The following is a 17,377-nucleotide window of genomic DNA, read 5'->3' as shown; positions in this document are numbered from 1 at the left end:
CTACAATTCCTGCGGTATTGCCGTACCCTCCTGCCCCTTCTCCATTTCCATCTCCAAACCCCCATGCTCGACCCCCTTCTGATCGTTGAACTCGGCGTCCTCGGCCTGTGCACGGGCTTTCTCGCGGGGCTCTTGGGCATTGGCGGCGGCATGCTGATGGTGCCCTTCCTGACCTACATCCTGGGTGCGCGCGACATCGCGCCCGACCTGGCGGTGAAGATGGCCATCGCCACCTCGATGGCCACCATCGTCTTCACCTCCGTCTCCAGCGTGCGTGCGCACCACCAGCGCGGCGCCGTGCGCTGGGACATCGTGCAGCGCCTGGCACCCGGCATCGTGATCGGCGGCTTTGCGGCCAGCCTGGGCATCTTCGCGCTGCTCAAGGGTTCGTCGCTGGCGATCTTCTTCGCGCTGTTCGTGAGCTTCTCGGCCAGCCAGATGCTGCTGGACAAGAAGCCCGCGCCCACGCGCCAGATGCCGGGCACCGCCGGGCAACTGGCTGCGGGCGGCGTGATCGGGTTTCTCTCGGGCCTGGTGGGGGCCGGCGGCGGCTTCGTCAGCGTGCCCTTCATGACCTGGTGCAACGTGGCCATCCACAATGCCGTGGCCACCAGCGCTGCGCTCGGGTTTCCGATCGCGCTGGCCAACGTGGTGGGCTATGCGCTCAGCGGGCAGACGGTGCAGAACCTGCCGCCGGCCTCGCTGGGCTACATCTGGCTGCCCGGCCTGGCGGTGATCGCCGTGTGCAGCGTGCTCACCGCGCCGCTGGGCGCCAAGGCAGCGCACAAGCTGCCGGTCAAGCAGCTCAAGCGCGTGTTCGCCAGCCTGCTGTTCTGCCTGGCCGCGTACATGCTGTACAAGGGCCTGAGCGCCCTCTGACCCAGGGCCGCGCAGGGGATGGCGCTCAGTCTTTCGGATCGGGCGCCGGCTGTGCCACCAAGGGCTGTGGCGCCGGCACACCGGGCGGCGCCACGCTAGGCCGGCCCAGCAGGCGCCGGAAGTCCTCGGCCGGCAAACCGGGCGCGCGCAGAAAGCCCTGGTAGTGGTCGCACTGCATCTGTGCCAGCACGGCGCGCTGCACCTCGGTCTCCACCCCCTCGGCCACCACCTCGATGCGCATCGCGCGGCCCATGCTGATGATGGCGCTGACGATGGCGCGGTCGCCATCGTCGTCGGGCAGGCCGCGCACGAAGGACTGGTCGATCTTGAGCTTGTGGATGGGCAGCTTCTTGAGATAGGCCAGGCTCGAATAGCCGGTGCCGAAGTCGTCGATGGCCAGGCTCACGCCCAAGCCCGCCAGTTCGTGCAGGCGCTGCTCCATCTCGGCGGCGTCCTGCAGCAGGATGGTCTCGGTCAGCTCCAGCTCCAGCAGCGTGGGCGGCAGCTGGTGCACCGCCAGCAGGCGCGTGAGCCGCTCCACGAAATCGGGCTGGCGGAATTCGAGCGCCGAGACGTTGACCGACACCACGATGGGGTGGCCGCTGTGGATCCACGTCGCCGCCTCGCGCACGGCCTGCTCCATGACCCAGGCGCCCAGCGTGACGATGTAGCCCGACTCTTCGGCCAGCGGGATGAACATGCCCGGCGAAACCGGTCCGAACTCCGGGTCGGTCCAGCGGATCAGCGCCTCGGCACCGGTGATGGCACCGGTCCGCATGCTCACCTGGGGCTGGTAGTGCACGGCCATGCGCTGCTCGCCCAGCGCCTGGCGCATGGCGTGCTCCAGCTTCATGCGCGAGAGCAGGTTGGCATTCATCTGCGGCTGGTAGAAGCCGTAGCTGCCGCGCCCGCGTTCCTTGACCTGGTACATGGCCGTGTCGGCCTGCTTGATCAGCTCGTCCAGCGAGCTGCCGTCCTGCGGGTACAGCGCCATGCCGATGCTGCACTGGATCGAAAAACCCATGCTGTCGAGCGTGAAGGGGCGCAGCATCTCATCGAGGATGCGCCGCGCCACGCTCTCGGCCACCACGGCATCGCCGCCGTGCAGGTAGATCACGAACTCGTCGCCGCCCAGGCGGCACAGCATGTCGGTCTGGCGCAGGCAGGTCTGCAGGCGCTCGGCCACCAGTTGCAGCACGCGGTCGCCGAAGGGGTGGCCCAGCGAGTCGTTGATGATCTTGAAACGGTCGAGGTCCAGGAACAGGATGGCGAAGCCGGTGTCGCTCTGGCGTGCGCCCTGGATGGCCGTGTCCACGCGCTGCGACAGCAGCAGGCGGTTGGGCAGGCCGGTCAGCACGTCGCTGTAGGCCAGCTCCTCGATGCGCTTTTGCGCGGCGTGCTGCAAGGTGAGGTCGCGCATGAAGCCGATGCTCTGCACCAGCCGGTCCTCGTCGTCGCGCAGCGCCACCCAGGACAGCTGCACGGCGCAGTAGGCGTCGTTCTCGCGCGGCAGCCACAGCTCGCCCTCCCAGAAGCCCTCGCGCGCCCAGCCGGCCTCCACCTGGGCCATGAAGTCGGCATCGGGCCCGCCGCCGAACAGCGATGCCGCGGCCGCGCCCTCGAAGGCGCGCGCGGTCTTGCCCACCAGGCGCTCGCAGCCCGGGTTCATGCGCATCAGGCGGTGGTGGCTGTCGGCGATGAAGATCGCGTCCATGCTCGACTCGAACACCCGCGCCGCCAGGCGCAGGCTGGCCTGCACCTCGTGCTGGCGCGTGATGTCGCGAAACGAATACACCCGCCCCACGGCGCGCCCCTGGCTGAACTGGGGCACCGAGCGGCGCTCCAGGCTCATGCCGTTGCGCAGCCCGAGGATGTCGATGCTCTCCTGCATGGGCTCGGCGGTGATGGCCGCCAGCCTTTCCATGTAGACCGGCACGTCGGCCACCTGGTCGGCCATGTGGGCGAAAAGGGCCTCATCGTCGCGGCGCAGCAGCAGCGGGGCCGGCACGTTCCACAGCTGGGCCAGGCGCTGGTTGAAGGCGCGCACGCGCCCGTCCAGGCTGCACACCAGCATGCCGTCGGCGGCCGAATCGAGCGTGGCGCGCAGCTCGGCCAGCAGGGTTTCGAGCTCGCGCTCGGTGGCCTGCTGGTGGCTGCGGTCCACCATGGTGACGAGGAAGGCCGTGCCGCCTTCGAGCCGGGGCACGCGCGTCACGCGCCGCTCCACGGCCACCAGGATGCCGGTGGAGTGCAGCACGCTGGTGTGCGAATGGATGCCGTCGGCCACCACGGCCGCCGGCTGGCTCCAGAAGATCTGGTCCTGCGGCGTGGCGGCCAGCAGGGTCACGGGCGTGCCCAGCATGTCGGCGATGCCCAGGCCGGTCAGGTGCTCGGCCGCCTGGTTGGCGGCCAGGATGTGCAGGCTCTTCTCATCGACGAGCCACACCGCCTCCAGCAAACCGTCGATCCATGCCTGCGGCAGCGGCCGGATCACGCTCCACCCTCTTCGGGGACAGGGGCCACGGCGCGCTCGAAGAAGTAGCAGATGCGCTTGCGCGGCGACAGGTAGTCGAGCGCCTCGCGCGGCAGTTGGGCGGGCTTCAGGCTGCGGCGGATGCCGAGCTCGGGCACCGTCTCCAGGTCGAGGATGGGTGCCTCGTCCTTGGGCACGCGCGGGTCGTGCACGATGACCTTGGGCCGCAGCGGCCGCGAGGAGTTGACCGAGGCCACGATGGCATAGCGGTCGTTGACCAACTGCACGATGGAGCCCGGCGGGTACACCCCCATCATGCGGATGAAGGCCCCCAGCACCACGGCGTCGAAACGCGCCTTGTGCTGGGCGAAGATGACCGACAGCGCCTCGTGCGGGGTCAGCCCGCCCATGCCGCTGCCGGGGCTGCACAGGCGGTCGTAGTGGTTGACCAGGGCCAGCACCTGGCCGGAGCGCGAGAGGTCTGCCGCCGTGAGCCGCATCGGAAAGCCGCTGCCGTCCACCATTTCATGGTGCTGCGCAATGGCCAGCAGCACCGGCTTGCCCAGGCCCATGCGGCCTGCCAGCGCCACGGACTCGCGCACATGGCCCTCGTAACGGGCACGGTCGGGTGCCGGCATGTGCGGCTGCACGTTCTTGAACGCATCGGGCAGGCGCAGCTTGCCCAGGTCGTGGATCAGGGCGGCCACGCCCAGGTCCTGCAGGTCCTCGGCCGTCATGCCCAGGGCCTTGCCCAGCAGCAGGCTGACGACCAGTACGTTCACCGGGTGCAGCGCCCCGGGCTCGCCCACGCCCTCGGAGAGCAGGCGGATCACCGAATCGCCGTTGTTGAGCAGGTCGCTGACGCAGCCGGCCACCAGCACTTCACCGTCGGTGCGGGCGCGCTCGGGGTGGTCCACGACCACCTTTTCCAGCGCCACATAGCGGCGCGTGGCCTCGCCAAAGCGCTGGTTGCACTGGGCCAGGGCGCGGTTCTGCGCCTCCAGCAGCCGGCGGCGGCGGGCGGCGGCTTCGTCCACAGCGGGGTCGTGTGGCACAGCCAGCGGAGCGGGGGCCGTCGCCTCCCGCGCGGCGCCTGGAGCATCGGCGGGCGGCGCCTCCTCGGGGCTGCCCACCGGGGGGAGCGCCAGCTCGCGCAGGTCGGGATCGCTCTTCTTGGGAACGTAGCGCACCTCGGTCAGCCCCAGTTCGCGCAAGGTGGCGATCTGCTCGGCAGACGCCACCCGGAAACTGCTCACCGGAAACGGATGGTGCATCCAGCCGAGGTCGAGCTGGATGTACATGCCGATGCGCAGCTGGCGGATGTCGATGAGGATGGAAGAATTCACTTCGGGGCGTACGGGTGGAAGCACGGCGACATCGCTGCCACCATTGGTTACACCATTATCACCAGTTCTGAAGGCCTGTCTTGTCTTGCAATGTCATAGGACATAGCCATGGCGATACCGCCCCGGATTCGGTGACGCAATGCACACGCCCCCTGGGGAAACCCTGAACGGAGCGTTGCGCCAACGCCGCGCTCGCCCGAGCCAGGCACCGGTCAGGCGGCCCCGCGATCCGTGCAACTGCGTAGGACGCGCAAAACAACAGCGAGGGCCTCCCAACCGCCTGGCCGATCGGCTGTCTCACCGGCACCACAGCGAGGGCTTGTAGACCAGGTCCATCCACAGCGCCCAGCCGGCCGCCGCGCACAGCAGGCCCCCGGCCACGCGCGTGCCCCAGTCGGCCCGGGTCTGGTTCAGGCGGCTGCGCAGCCGCGACCACAGCCAGGGCCCGCTCACCAGCCACAGGCCACTGCCCAGCGCGAACAGCGCCATGGTGGCGCCCCCCTGCACCGGCCCACCGCTGAGCGCCGCCACCAGCAGGGCCGAGTACAGCAGGCCGCAGGGCATCAGCGCCCACAGCAGCCCGGCGGCGCCCACACCGCCCGCCCCCGCCGTGAGCGGCCGCACGCGCTGCCACACCGAGCGGCCCAGGCCCTCCACCCAGGCCGGCTGGCGCGCCTGCACCAGGAGCAAGAGGCCCCAGGCCATGATGGCCAGGTGCAAAAAGGTCCAGGCCGGCTGCAGCGCGGCGGTGCGCTGGGTCAGCCAGGCCAGGCTGTCCATCGCGGTCGCAGCGGCCGCGCCCAGGCCCGCATAGCCGGCCACCCGCCCGCCATGGAAAGCGATGGATCGCGCCCAGGAGAAGGAGGGTGCGGCAGGGGCCACGGCAAGCCCGGCACCGCCCGGCCCGGCCCAGCGAACGGGTTGCTCCCCGCCCTGCCCCACCAGTGCCCCGCAAGGCGCCGCACACATGGCCAGGCAGTGCGGGCCACCGGCCAGGCCCATCAGCAGCGCAGTCCAGCCCAGGGTGGCCAGCATGCTCAGATGATCCGGGAGAATCTGGCGCGGTTGCGGTCGGCCTGCAGGTAGCGGTCGAACACCATGGCGATGCCGCGCACGAAGAACCAGCCCATGGCCGAGACGGTGATGCCCTCCTCGGTCACGCTCACCAGGCCCTGCGCCTGCAGGCCCGCGAGCTGCTCCAGCTCGGCCGCGAAGGTGCGCCGGAAGTCGATCAGCCAGCCCGCCTCGATGGATTCGAACAGCAGCTCGCCCTGGCACATCAGCGCCATGATCACGGCGCGGCGCACCAGGTCGTCGCGGTTCAGCGCCAGGCCGCGCACCACGGGCAGGCGGCCCTGGTCCAGCAGGTCGTAGTACTCGTCCAGGGTCTTGGCGTTCTGGCTGTAGGTGGCGCCCACCCGGCCGATGGCCGAGACCCCGAGGGCGATCAGATCGCAGTCGGGCTGGGTGCTGTAGCCCTGGAAGTTGCGGTGCAGCCGCCCCTGGCGCTTGGCCACGGCCAGCGCGTCGGTGGGCAGCGCGAAATGGTCCATGCCCACATACACATAGCCCGCGTCCATGAACTGCTGCAGCGAGCGCGAGAGCATGGCCACCTTGGAAGGCGCCGCCGGCAGCTCGGCCGGCACGATGCGCCGCTGCGGCTTGAAGCGCTCGGGCAGGTGGGCATAGGCATACAGCGCAATGCGGTCGGGCCGCAGCTGTTTGACCTGCTCCAGCGTGCGGTCGAAGGATTCGGGCGTCTGCCGCGGCAGGCCATAGATCAGGTCCACGTTGACCGACTCGAAGCCCAGGCTGCGCGCCGCCTCCACCAGCGCGAACACCTGCGCGGCCGGCTGCACGCGGTGCACGGCCTTCTGCACATCGGCATCGAAGTCCTGCACGCCAAAGCTCAGGCGGTTGAACCCGAGCTCGGCCAGCACCGCCAGGCGCTCGGGGGTCACGGTGCGCGGATCCACCTCGATGGAGTATTCGCCGCCGGGCGCGAACGTGAAGCTGCGCTTGAGCACCGCCATCAGCTCGCGCAGCCTGTCATCCGACAGAAAGGTGGGCGTGCCCCCGCCCAAGTGCAGCTGGCTCACCACCTGACCCGTGCCGCAATGGGCCGTGTGCAGCTCCACCTCGCGCGCCAGGTAGCGCAGGTACACATCGCCCCGGTCGTGGTGTTTGGTGATGATCTTGTTGCAGGCGCAGTAGTAGCACAGCGATTCGCAGAACGGAATGTGCACATACAGCGACAGCGGCAGCGCCTTGCCCGGCGCGCCGGCCCTGCGCTGGGCCAGGGCCAGCACATACTCGTCTTCGCCAAAGGCTTCTACAAAACGGTCGGCCGTGGGGTAAGAGGTATAACGGGGACCAGGCACATCAAAGCGGCTCAGGAGTTCGGGCGTCACAGCGGTCATGGGGAGCGTTTCCTTGTTGGATATGCACTTTGCCGCAGGCCTGTGCCCCTGTCCTTGACCTATATCAAGTGTTGCGAGACCCACAGGGCCCACAATTTGATGCATGTCAGCCACCACCACGCTCCTCCCACCGGATGCGATCCGTTCGCACCCCCACCCAGCTGCTGTGACCATGAACCCGCTCACCATCAAAGTCGCCTGCTCCAACTGCAACCTGCGTGAGCTGTGCATGCCCGTGGGCCTGGACGAGAAGCAACTGGAACGCATCGACGAGATCGTGGCCGTGCGGCGCAAGGTCAAGCGCGGGGGCACGCTGTTCCACAATGGCGAGGTGTTCACCTCGCTGTACGCCATCCGCACCGGCTTCTTCAAGACCTGCGTGGCCACCGAGGACGGGCGCGACCAGGTGACGGGCTTTCAGATGGCGGGCGAGATCATCGGGCTGGACGGCATCGTCAACGACCACCACACCTGCGACGCCGTGGCGCTCGAAGACGCCGAGGTCTGCGTGATGCCGTTCGACCGCATCGAGGAGCTCTCGCGCGAGGTCACGGCCCTGCAGCACCATGTGCACAAGATCATGAGCCGCGAGATCGTGCGCGAGCACGGCGTCATGCTGCTCTTGGGCAGCATGCGCGCCGAGGAGCGCCTGGCCGCCTTTCTGCTCAACCTGGTGCAGCGCCTGCACGCGCGCGGCTTCTCGCAGTCCGAGCTGGTGCTGCGCATGACGCGCGAGGAGATCGGCAGCTACCTGGGCCTCAAGCTCGAAACGGTGAGCCGCACCTTCTCGAAGTTCGTCGAGGACGGCATCGTCGAGGTCAAGCAGCGCCATGTACGCATCCTGGATACCGATGCCTTGAAGCGCATCGTGAATTCCCAGACCTGTAACTAGCCCCTCAGACCTGGACCTGCAATCGGGCCAGCACCTCGGTCTTGCCGCTGCGGTCTGCACGCAGGATCAGCGCCTCGCCCGAGCTGGTGTTGGTGCTGGCCAGATCGGACAGCACGAACATATGGGTGAACCAGGCCTCGAAGCTACCGCCCCGCGCCGACGCGGCCACCAGCGCCTGGCGCAGCTCGCGCAGGTGGCCGGCACCGGTGGTCTCGGTCGAGCCGCGCGGCGAGCCCAGCGCCGGCCACACCTGGGGCGCGGCAAAGGCCAGCGTAGCACTGTCGATGCAGCGGCACCAGGGGCTCGAAAGCAGCTTGGCCGGCTGCAACTGGCGCTCCTTGAACCAGGCCCCGGTGCGCCGCGCCTGCTCGCGGCCTTCTTCGCTGAGGTTGCGCTGTGTGCTGCAGTCGCCCAGTCGAAACCCCGGTGGATCGAAGGTGCCGGGCGCCAGCGCATGGCGGAACGCCGCCACCACCCCGCCCTTGCGCAGCAGGGCCTCGGCCTCGGGGTTCTGGGCGGCCCAGGCCTGCAGCGTCGTCAACGCCAGCCCGGCGCCCAGCACGGTGCGCCGGCCAACGGCCGCTTCAGGCAGCAGGCTGGAAGGCATAGCCATTGCCCGATGCCGCCATGCGTCCGAAAGCCGGGAACGGGAAGTGGAAGCCCCCCAGCATGGCATTGCTGGCGGTGATGCGCTGGAACACCTCGCGCCGCACCTTGCGCGCCGCCTCGGCATCCATGTCGAAGGTGACGGCCCAGTCGGGGTTGCGGGCGAACAGGGCCGGCACGTTGGTCAGGTCGGCCACGTAAAAGAAGTTCTGGCCGGCGGACTTGAGCTCGAACAGCGTGTGGCCCGGCGTGTGCCCGTAGGCCGCCACGGACTGGATGCCCGGTGCCACCTCGGTGCCCGCCCCAAACTGCACCAGCGTGTCGGCCGGCATGGTGGCAAAGGTGCGGCGCACGTTCTCGAAGGCGCCCTTCATGCCCGCCGGGGCAGCCGCCATGCGGGCATCGTCCATCCAGAAGGCATGCTCGGCGGCCGGCACCAGCACCTTGGCCTTGGGGAAGGTCAGCGCGCCCGCCTTGTTGCGGATGCCGTTGATGTGGTCGCCGTGGTAGTGGCTGATGAGCACGGTGTCGATGTCATCGGCCTTCAGGCCTGCAGCGGCCAGGCTCTGCAGCAGCTTGCCGGTGGTGGGGCCGCCAAACTCGCCCAGGCCCGTGTCGATCAAGATCTTGCGCCCGCCTGCCACCACCAGGAAGGGGGTGTAGGGCACGTCGATGTAGTCCGCGGGCAGGCCCTGCGAGGTGAGCAGCGCGCGCACTTCGGCCAGCGGCGCGTTCTTCACGAACTCCTCGCCCAGCGGGCGGCGCGTGATGCCATCGACCAGCGCAACCACCTCCACATCGCCCACCTTCATGCGCCGAAAGCCGGGGTTGGGCAGGGTGGGCGTACCGAAGTTGGGCGCATTCTGCGCCCACACGGGCACGAACGAGCCCGCAGCGTACAAGGCAGGGGCGGCAAGCCCAGCACCCAGGAAATGGCGACGTGACAGCATGAAACTCTCCGGTATTGAGTTGAACTGATGGGTTTTCAACTGTAACGGGGAGTGGCACGATGGCACCAGGCCCGCTGCAAACCAGTAGGCGCCATGGGGTCTTGCCAGGGGCGGGGTTCAGTCCAGGGTGATGCGCTGCGCCTTGATCAGCTTGTGCCAGCGGTCCGTCTCGGTGCGGATCAGGTCCGCATACTGGGCCGGCGTGCTGGCCACGGGCTCGATGCCGAAGTCGATCAGCTTTTGCTTGACCGCAGGCTGGTTGATGGCTGCGGCCACCTGCTTTTGCAGCGAAGCCACCACATCCGCAGGCGTGCCTGCGGGGGCGACGATGCCCACCTGGGCAGACGCCTCGACGTTCTTGAAGCCCAGTTCGGCGAAGGTCGGCACATCGGGCAGCTGCGGCAGACGCTTGGCACTGGCCACGGCCAGGGGGCGCACCTTGCCGGCCTTGATGAAGGCGCCACCGGCGGCCAGGTCGACCATCATGGCGGGGATCTGCCCGCCGGCCAGGTCCGTCAGCGCCGGCGCAGCGCCGCGGTAGGGGATGTGGGTCATGAACAGGCCGGCATCGACCTTGAGCAGCTCCATCGCCAGGTGGTGCGGGCTGCCTGCGCCGGCCGAGCCGAAGCTCATGGCGCCGGGCTTGGCCTTGGCCTTGGCGACGAAGTCCTTGGCGTCCTTGAAATCGGCGCCCGGGCTGACCACCAGGATCATCGGGAACTTGCCCATCAGCGTCACGGGCAGCAGGTCCTTGCTGGGGTTGTAGGTCAGCTTGCTGTACAGCGCGGGGTTGAACACCATGGTGCCGTTGTCGGCCGACAGGATGGTGTAGCCATCGGGTGCGGCGCGGCCCGTCTCCACGGCGGCGATGGCCGTGTTGCCACCGGGCTTGTTGTCGATCAGGACCGGCTGGCCGATCTGGGTGGAGAGCTGCTGGCCCACCGTGCGCGCGAGAAAATCGGAGCCACCGCCCGCCGGGTACGGCACCAGCCAACGGATGGCCTTGGCCGGGTAGGTTTGCGCGCTGGCCGGCGCGGCCCACGCCAGCAAGGCCGGCAGAGCGAGCATTCCAGCCAACAGGCGACGATTCTTCAACATGTCTGCACCTCAGGGGATTAATATCTGCGTGATGTTACTCCGCTATGCGTAATAGTCAGAGGCAGCGTTTACCCTAGGTTTTCGACCAAAACACCATGACCACATCCCCTTCCACGGCCCGGGTGGCCGACCGCCGGCAACGCGTCCAATCGGCCGAAATGGGGCTCAGCGTGCTCAAGGCGCTGACCCGCCTGGGCGGCGCCGCCAGCCTCACCGCGACGGCCGCCGAGGTCGACGAGAGCCCTGCCAAGGTGCACCGCTACCTCGCCAGCCTGTGCCAGCAGGGCTTTGTCGAGCAGTCGCCCGTCAACCAGCACTACTACCTGGCCCAGGAGTCGATCGCCATCGGCCTGGCGGCGCTGCGCCAGTGCGACCCCATCCGCCTGGGCGAGGCGTCCCTGCAGCGGCTGCGCCAGGCGCTGGAGGTCACGGCCTTCCTGGCCGTCATGGGCAACAAGGGGGCCACCGTGCTGCGCATGGAAGAGCCCACCCTGCCCGTCACGGTGAACATCCGCGCGGGCTCGGTGCTCTCCACGCTGTGGTCGGCCACGGGCCGGGTGTTTCTGGGTTTCTCCAGCGACCGGCTGGTGATCGACATGGCCGAGCAGGAGCTGGCCGAGGCCTCTGCCGAGCGGCGCTCGCAGCTCGATGGCACCCGCCCCGTGGAGCAGTTGCGCCAGCAGGTGCGCGCGCGGGGCTGGGCCATGGCCAATGACTCGCTGCTCAAGGGCATCAGCGCGCTTGCCGCCCCGGTCTTCGACGCCACGGGCAATGTATGCGCCTGCCTGACCACCCTGGGCGCCACGGGCGGGTTCGACCTGCGGCCCGACGGCGCCATCTGCCCCGCCTTGCTGCAGGAAGCGCGGCTCATCAGCCGCGCCATGGGCTACCAAGGCAATCCAGGGTAAACCCGAATCATTGTCGCCACATTGCGTAATACATTTACGCAAAAGGAGATTCACGATGACTGCCCCCGCCAACGCCTCCCGCTGCCCGGTCGACCATGCGGCGATGGCCGCCGCCCAGAAAAGCCCCACGGGCTGCCCCGTGAGCGCGCGCGCGGCGGCGTTCGACCCGTTCGCGCCCAGCTACCAGCAAAACCCGGCCGAGGTGGTGCGCTGGGCGCGCGAGGAGGAGCCGGTCTTCTACAGCCCCGAGCTCGGCTACTGGGTGGTGACGCGCTACGAAGACGTGAAGGCGGTGTTCCGCGACAACCTCCTGTTCTCGCCCTCGGTCGCGCTCGAAAAGATCACGCCCGCCACCGACGAGGTGCTGGCCATCCTCAAGAGCTATGGCTTTGCGATGAACCGCACCATGGTCAATGAGGACGAGCCTGACCACATGGCGCGCCGGCGCTTGCTGATGGACGCCTTCATGCCCGAGCGCCTGATGGACTACGAGCAACCCATCCGCGACCTGGCGCGCCAATACATGGACCGCTTCGTGGACAAGGGGCGTGCCGACCTGGTGGCCGACATGTTCTACGAGATTCCGCTGACCATCGCGCTGCACTTTCTCGGCGTGCCGGACGAAGGGGCCGAGCAGTTGCGCAACTTCGCCGTGGCGCACACATTGAACACCTGGGGCCGGCCCACGGCGCAGGAGCAAATCGAGATAGCCCACAACGTGGGTCGCTTCTGGCAGACCGCCCAGGGCATCCTGGACACCATGATGGCCCAGCCCGATGGCCAGGGCTGGATGTACGACTCGATCCGCCAGCACCACGCGCACCCGGACATCGTGACCGAGTCGTACCTGCGCTCGATGATGATGGCCATCCTGGCCGCCGCGCACGAGACCACGTCCAACGCCACGGCCAACGCCTTCATGACCCTGCTGTCGCACCGCCATGCGTGGGAGGAGATCTGCGCGCAGCCCGCGCTGATCCCCAACGCGGTGGAAGAATGCCTGCGCGTGGCGGGCTCCATCATCGCCTGGCGGCGCATGGCCACGCGCGACACCGAGGTCGGCGGCGTGGCGATCCCCCAGGGCGGCAAGCTGCTGCTGTTCCAGGCATCGGCCAACGCGGATGCCAGCCATTTCGAGGACCCGGACCGCGTGGACCTGCACCGCGAGAATGCCGTGGAGCACCTGACCTTCGGCTACGGCGCGCACCAGTGCATGGGCAAGAACATCGGGCGCATGCAGATGCGCATCTTTCTTGAGGAGTTCGTGCGCCGCCTGCCCCACATCGCACTCGTCGAAGGGCAGCAGTTCGAGTTCCTCTCGAACACCTCGTTCCGCGGCCCGTCGGCGCTGTGGGTGCAGTGGGATCCGCTGCAGAACCCCGAGCGCCAGGCCGACAAGGCGCCTGCAGTCCTCGCCAGGTTCCAGATCGGCCCGCCGCCCAAGGATGGCATTGCCCGTGCCGTGGTGCTCAAGGACAAGATCTCCGAGGGCGACGGCCTGTACCGCTTCGTGATTGCCGCCGCCGGCAGCACGCCCCTGCCGGCCTGGACGGCAGGCTCGCACATCGACCTGATCGCCGGGGGCCACCGGCGCAAGTACTCGCTGTGCGGCGCGGGCGCCCACCCCGGCTGCTACGAGATCGTCGTGCAGCGCGAAGAGGGCGGCCGCGGTGGCTCGCGGCACTTCTGCGACACCCTGCAGCCTGGGGACGAGTTGCAACTGGCCGGGCCGAAGAACCTGTTTCGCATCGACGAAGCGGGCAGCCACCACATCCTGCTGGCCGCAGGCATCGGCATCACCCCCATCCTGGCCATGGCCGACCGGCTCAAGGCCCTGGGCCTGCCCTACGAACTGCACTACGCAGGCCGCTCGCGCCAGAACATGGCGCTGCTGGACCGGGTACTGAAGGACCACGCGGGCCATGCCACCCTGCACATCAAGGCCGAAGGCCAGCGCATGGACCTGGCCGCGATGCTGCGGCATGTGGACGGCGGCACCCGCGTCTATGCCTGCGGGCCGAACCGCCTGATCGCCGAGCTGGAAACCCTGGCCGAGCACTGGCCCGAGAGCGTGCTGCGCTTCGAGCACTTCAGCACCGACAACGCAGCGCTCGACCCCACCAAGGAGCACGCGTTCGTCGCCGAGCTCAAGGACTCGGGCCTCACCATCGAGGTGCCCCGCCACCAGACCCTGCTGCAGGCGCTGCAGGCCGCGGGTGTCGATGTGCCCTGCGACTGCGGCGAAGGCCTGTGCGGCGCCTGCGAGGTGCAGGTGGCCAGCGGCGACATCGACCACCGCGACAAGGTGCTCACCAAGACCGAGCGCCAGGCTAGCCAGCGCATGATGGCCTGTTGCTCGCGGGCCGCTGGCGAGCGCGTCGTTCTTTTTCTGTGAGGGAAGGCTGGTCCCGTTGGGGGCACGCCTCCTCAATCCTGGGGATACCGCGCCCGGCCATGCGCCGATAACCTGAAGGCTCCGAGTTTCGACCTTCAGGAGCGCCTTCATGAGCCACCCCTCGCCCGAGCCCCGCCGCCGGTTTCTGCAACGCACCGGTGCCCTGGCCGGCACCCTCACCGCCCCCGCCTGGCTGGCCGCCTGCGCGAGCACGGCATCCACGCCATCGGACCTCACCCAGCTGACATCCGCGCAGGCCATCGCACAGATCAAGGGCGGCAGGCTGTTGGCCGTGGACTACGTGGCCGCACTGGTGGCGCGCGCCAAGGCGTTGCGGTCCCTCAATGCCCTGATCACCCTCGACGAAGCCGGCGCCCTGGCCGCCGCGCGGCGCATCGATGCGGCACGGGCATCTGGTGCCGCACTCGGCCCGCTGGCAGGCCTGGTGATCGTGGCCAAGGACAACATCAACATGGCCGGCCTGCCCACCACGGGCGGCACGCCCGCGCTGCAGGGCTTTCGGCCAGCGCGCACGGCGCCCTCGCTGCAAAAGCTCATCGACGCAGGCGCCATCGTGCTGGGCAAGGCCAATCTGCACGAGCTGGCCTTCGGCATCACCAGCACCAATTTCTCGCCGTTCGCGGGCGCCGTGGGCAACCCGTACGACCCCACGCGCATCCCCGGCGGTTCGTCGGGCGGCACGGCAGCGGCCATTGCCGCGCGCATGGTGGCGGCCGGCCTGGGCACGGACACGGGTGGATCCACCCGCGTGCCCGCCGCCCTGTGCGGCATCGTGGGCCTGCGCCCTTCGGTGGGCAATGGCGGCGCCGAGCGGCGCTACCACGACCCATTGGCTGTGGTGCCCATCAGCCACACGCGCGACACCGTGGGCCCCATGGGCCGCACCGTGGCCGACGTGGCCCTGCTCGACGCCGTGATCACCGGCGATGCCAGCCTGCCCGCCATGCCGCTGGCCCGCGTGCGTCTGGGTCTGCCGCGCCCGCTGTGGGCGGGGCTCGATGCCTCGCTGGCCACGGTGGTGAACGCCGCCCTGGCCCAACTGCGCGCGGCCGGCGCCACGCTGGTGGAGGTGGACATGGCGCAGTTGCTGCCGCTCAACGAAAAGATGTCATTCCAGATCGCCCTGCACGAGCCCGTGGCCGATCTGCCTGCGTACCTTGCGGCCAACAACGCCCCCGTGAAAACGGTGGCCGAGGTCGCGGCCAAGGTGGCCAGCCCCGATGTGCAGGGCGCCTTCGGCGCCATCACCGCCGATGCCTTTGGCGCCGCCTACCCCGAGGCCATGGCCGTGCACCGGCCGCAGCTGCAGGCGCTGTATGCCAGCACCTTTGCGCAGGGCCAATTCGACGCCCTGCTGTTCCCGACCACGCCACTGCCGGCCGTGCCCATGGACCGGGCCAAGGGCTCGTCCACCGTCAAGGTCAACGGCGGCGCGGATGCGGACACCTTCGCCACCTTCATCCGCAACACCGACCCCGGCAGCAATGCCGGCATACCCGGCCTGTCGGTGCCGGCCGGGCTCACCGCTGGCGGATTGCCCGTGGGGCTGGAGCTCGACGGCCCGGTGGGCAGCGACCGCAGGCTGCTGGCCATTGGTCTGGAGATCGAGAAAGTGCTGGGCAGCGTGCCGGCGCCCAGGCTCTAATCCTGCGCAGGCAGGTTGACTGCGTCTTCTCCCGCCTGCTCGGCCACGGCCGTGACGAACAGCTCGCGCAGCCAGCGGTGCCCCGCATCGGCCTGCGCGCGGGTGTGCCAGGCCATGGCCAGGTTGAAGGGCGGTATCTCGAACGGCGCGGGCAGTATCTCCAGGATTTGCGCGTAGCGGCGCAGCAGGTGGCTGGGCAGGGTGGCCACGCAGTCGGTGTGCGTGAGCACCAGGGCCACCTGGTTATAGCTGGGCACGGTGACGGCCACGCGCCGGCTGCGTGACAGGGCCGCGAGCAGGTCGTCGATCTGGCTGTGCGGGTGGCCCACCTGCGAGACCAGCACATGCGAGAGGCCGCAGTATTCGTCGAGCGTGGCGGCCACCTTGCCGCGCGGGTGGCCGATGCGCTGCGCCATCTCGAACCTGTCGCCCATCAGAAAGCGCGACTTGAGCGGGCCCGGCACCTTGCCCACATCGCCCAGGTACAGGTCCACCTCGCCGCGCTCCATGCGCTCCACCAGCCCGGAGTCGGCCGCAGGCACGAAGCTCACGCGCAGGTCCGGGTTGCCGATGCCCACGATGCGGCCCAGCGCCGCCAGGCCGAGGATGCTGAACACGCTGTCGTTGGCGGCAATGACGAAGGCGCGGCGCGCGGTGGCCGGGTCGAAGCTGTCGCCCAGTTCCACCGCGCCGCGCAGCTGGTTGAGTGCCTCGCTCAAGCGGGGTTTCAACTCCAGCGCGCGGTGCGTGGGCACCATGCCGCGGCCGTTCTCGGCGGGCACCAGCAGCGGGTCTTCGAACAGGTCGCGCAGCTTGGCCAACTGGCCCGACAGGCTGGGCTGGCTGATGTTCAGGCGCCGCGCCGCGCGCGTGACGTTGAGCTCATCGAGCAGCGCATCGAGCGAGATCAACAGCGGCAGATCGGAACGCCGGATATCCATGGTGCCTATACCTCCTATCGGCAATTCCGACTCACGCTGCGGTGCCTGCGCGCCCTATCGTTGCGCACCTTTCCACTGCACCGACTGTGAGTTCTCAGATGATCCAATTTTATTACCACCCCACCCCCAACCCCCGCAAGGTCGCGCTGCTGCTGGAGGAACTGGGCCTGCCCTACCAGATGGTGCCGGTCGATACCTCGAAGGGCGAGCAGCACGGCGCCGCCTACCGCGCCATCAACCCCAACGGCAAGGTGCCGGCCCTGGTCGATGGTGATGCGGTGGTGTTCGACAGCGCGGCCATCCTGCTGCACCTGGCCGAGAAGACCGGGCGCTTTCTCGGCGCGCCCGGCGCAGCGGGCCGCGCCGAGATGCTGTCGTGGCTGATGCTGGCCGCCACGGGCCTGGGCCCCTTCACCGGCCAGGCCGTGCACTTCACCCACTACGCGCCCGAGCCCAAGGAGTATGCGCTGCACCGCTACCTGTTCGAGGCCGAGCGCCACTGGGCGCTGTTCGACGCACGGCTGGCCACGCGCCGCCATGTGCTGGGCGACGACGCCTACAGCATCGTCGACATGTCGCTCTGGGGCTGGTGCGGCGGCCTGCACTACCTGCTGGGCGACGCGGCGTGGGCGAAGTTTCCGAACATCAAGCGCCACTTCGACGAACTCAATGCCCGGCCCGCCGCCATCGCTGCCACGGCCCTGGCCACCAGGCACGCCTTCAAGGCAGAGCTCGATGCAGATGCCAAGGCCCAGTTGTTCCAGCACGGCCGGCTGGCCTGAGGCCACCGCCATTCACCAGAC

At 68.9% G+C, this 17,377-nt stretch carries 14 protein-coding genes; 6 read left to right on the top strand and 8 right to left on the bottom strand.

All coding sequences use genetic code 11. The features are described from left to right. Window positions 1-63: 63 nt before the first annotated feature. Window positions 64-879: a sulfite exporter TauE/SafE family protein gene (locus U5N23_RS12670; protein WP_322593158.1), complete on the top strand. Its 816-nt coding sequence runs from the start codon at window positions 64-66 to the stop codon at window positions 877-879. A gap of 25 nt (window positions 880-904) precedes the next feature. On the opposite strand, the gene U5N23_RS12665 is transcribed toward U5N23_RS12670, so the two are convergent. The 4 genes from U5N23_RS12665 to hemN all read right to left on the bottom strand — a co-directional run bounded on the left by U5N23_RS12665 (window position 905) and on the right by hemN (window position 7,118). After that, complete coding sequence (locus tag U5N23_RS12665) at window positions 905-3,373, bottom strand: EAL domain-containing protein (RefSeq protein WP_322593157.1); 2,469 nt, start codon at window positions 3,371-3,373, stop codon at window positions 905-907. After that, window positions 3,370-4,698, bottom strand: a complete 1,329-nt coding sequence (locus U5N23_RS12660) for an HD-GYP domain-containing protein (protein WP_322593156.1) — start codon at window positions 4,696-4,698, stop codon at window positions 3,370-3,372. The genes U5N23_RS12665 and U5N23_RS12660 overlap by 4 nt, the downstream gene beginning before the upstream one ends. A 297-nt stretch (window positions 4,699-4,995) precedes the next feature. Beyond that, window positions 4,996-5,733: a sulfite exporter TauE/SafE family protein gene (locus U5N23_RS12655; RefSeq protein WP_322593155.1), complete on the bottom strand. Its 738-nt coding sequence runs from the start codon at window positions 5,731-5,733 to the stop codon at window positions 4,996-4,998. A 2-nt stretch (window positions 5,734-5,735) separates the two neighbouring features. Further along, window positions 5,736-7,118 carry an oxygen-independent coproporphyrinogen III oxidase gene (gene hemN, locus U5N23_RS12650; protein WP_322593154.1) on the bottom strand — a complete coding sequence of 461 codons (1,383 nt, stop codon included), beginning with the start codon at window positions 7,116-7,118 and terminating at the stop codon, window positions 5,736-5,738. A gap of 172 nt (window positions 7,119-7,290) precedes the next feature. Between hemN and fnr the strand changes: the two genes are divergently transcribed. Beyond that, complete coding sequence (gene fnr / locus U5N23_RS12645; protein WP_322593153.1) at window positions 7,291-8,010, top strand: fumarate/nitrate reduction transcriptional regulator Fnr; 720 nt, start codon at window positions 7,291-7,293, stop codon at window positions 8,008-8,010. Between the two features lie 4 nt (window positions 8,011-8,014). Here the strand turns inward: fnr and U5N23_RS12640 are convergent, their stop codons facing one another. The 3 genes from U5N23_RS12640 to U5N23_RS12630 all read right to left on the bottom strand — a co-directional run bounded on the left by U5N23_RS12640 (window position 8,015) and on the right by U5N23_RS12630 (window position 10,664). Continuing rightward, window positions 8,015-8,623 carry a histidine phosphatase family protein gene (locus U5N23_RS12640; RefSeq protein WP_322593152.1) on the bottom strand — a complete coding sequence of 203 codons (609 nt, stop codon included), beginning with the start codon at window positions 8,621-8,623 and terminating at the stop codon, window positions 8,015-8,017. Next, window positions 8,595-9,566 (bottom strand): MBL fold metallo-hydrolase, encoded by a 972-nt coding sequence (locus tag U5N23_RS12635; protein WP_322593151.1) that lies wholly within the window; start codon window positions 9,564-9,566, stop codon window positions 8,595-8,597. Before U5N23_RS12635 ends, U5N23_RS12640 begins: the two co-directional genes overlap by 29 nt. 117 nt (window positions 9,567-9,683) lie before the next feature. Continuing rightward, entirely contained in the window at window positions 9,684-10,664 is a 981-nt protein-coding gene (locus U5N23_RS12630) for a tripartite tricarboxylate transporter substrate binding protein (protein ID WP_322593150.1), read from the bottom strand. Window positions 10,665-10,759: 95 nt separating this feature from the next. Between U5N23_RS12630 and U5N23_RS12625 the strand changes: the two genes are divergently transcribed. The 3 genes from U5N23_RS12625 to iaaH all read left to right on the top strand — a co-directional run bounded on the left by U5N23_RS12625 (window position 10,760) and on the right by iaaH (window position 15,633). Further along, the gene (locus U5N23_RS12625) at window positions 10,760-11,572 is read left to right on the top strand and encodes an IclR family transcriptional regulator (RefSeq protein WP_322593149.1); all 813 of its coding nucleotides are present in this window, start codon (window positions 10,760-10,762) and stop codon (window positions 11,570-11,572) included. A gap of 55 nt (window positions 11,573-11,627) precedes the next feature. Continuing rightward, entirely contained in the window at window positions 11,628-13,967 is a 2,340-nt protein-coding gene (locus tag U5N23_RS12620; protein ID WP_322593148.1) for a cytochrome P450/oxidoreductase, read from the top strand. 109 nt (window positions 13,968-14,076) lie between these two features. Beyond that, window positions 14,077-15,633, top strand: coding sequence for an indoleacetamide hydrolase (gene iaaH, locus U5N23_RS12615; protein WP_322593147.1), 1,557 nt, complete (start codon window positions 14,077-14,079; stop codon window positions 15,631-15,633). Here the strand turns inward: iaaH and U5N23_RS12610 are convergent. Continuing rightward, window positions 15,630-16,574, bottom strand: a complete 945-nt coding sequence (locus U5N23_RS12610; RefSeq protein ID WP_322593146.1) for a LysR family transcriptional regulator — start codon at window positions 16,572-16,574, stop codon at window positions 15,630-15,632. The two genes, iaaH and U5N23_RS12610, sit on opposite strands and share 4 nt — an antisense overlap. Before the next feature lie 98 nt (window positions 16,575-16,672). Here U5N23_RS12610 and U5N23_RS12605 point away from each other — a divergent pair, with 98 nt between their 5' ends. Continuing rightward, entirely contained in the window at window positions 16,673-17,356 is a 684-nt protein-coding gene (locus U5N23_RS12605; protein ID WP_322593145.1) for a glutathione S-transferase family protein, read from the top strand. Window positions 17,357-17,377: the final 21 nt, after the last annotated feature.

The organism is Acidovorax sp., assembly GCF_034519795.1.
Lineage (GTDB): Bacteria > Pseudomonadota > Gammaproteobacteria > Burkholderiales > Burkholderiaceae_C > Acidovorax.
The sequence above is the reverse complement of the archived record's forward strand: the minus strand, read 5'-3'. Positions and strand labels throughout refer to the sequence as shown.

Excerpts from the sequence above, each read along its gene's own strand:
- U5N23_RS12630 (WP_322593150.1), bottom strand. The coding sequence starts at position 10,664 with ATGTTGAAGAATCGTCGCCTGTTGGCTGGAATGCTCGCTCTGCCGGCC.
- U5N23_RS12655 (WP_322593155.1), bottom strand. The coding sequence starts at position 5,733 with ATGCTGGCCACCCTGGGCTGGACTGCGCTGCTGATGGGCCTGGCCGGT.
- U5N23_RS12640 (WP_322593152.1), bottom strand. The coding sequence starts at position 8,623 with ATGGCTATGCCTTCCAGCCTGCTGCCTGAAGCGGCCGTTGGCCGGCGC.
- hemN (WP_322593154.1), bottom strand. The coding sequence starts at position 7,118 with ATGACCGCTGTGACGCCCGAACTCCTGAGCCGCTTTGATGTGCCTGGT.
- fnr (WP_322593153.1), top strand. The coding sequence starts at position 7,291 with ATGAACCCGCTCACCATCAAAGTCGCCTGCTCCAACTGCAACCTGCGT.
- U5N23_RS12610 (WP_322593146.1), bottom strand. The coding sequence starts at position 16,574 with ATGGATATCCGGCGTTCCGATCTGCCGCTGTTGATCTCGCTCGATGCG.
- iaaH (WP_322593147.1), top strand. The coding sequence starts at position 14,077 with ATGAGCCACCCCTCGCCCGAGCCCCGCCGCCGGTTTCTGCAACGCACC.
- U5N23_RS12670 (WP_322593158.1), top strand. The coding sequence starts at position 64 with ATGCTCGACCCCCTTCTGATCGTTGAACTCGGCGTCCTCGGCCTGTGC.
- U5N23_RS12635 (WP_322593151.1), bottom strand. The coding sequence starts at position 9,566 with ATGCTGTCACGTCGCCATTTCCTGGGTGCTGGGCTTGCCGCCCCTGCC.
- U5N23_RS12625 (WP_322593149.1), top strand. The coding sequence starts at position 10,760 with ATGACCACATCCCCTTCCACGGCCCGGGTGGCCGACCGCCGGCAACGC.
- U5N23_RS12605 (WP_322593145.1), top strand. The coding sequence starts at position 16,673 with ATGATCCAATTTTATTACCACCCCACCCCCAACCCCCGCAAGGTCGCG.
- U5N23_RS12620 (WP_322593148.1), top strand. The coding sequence starts at position 11,628 with ATGACTGCCCCCGCCAACGCCTCCCGCTGCCCGGTCGACCATGCGGCG.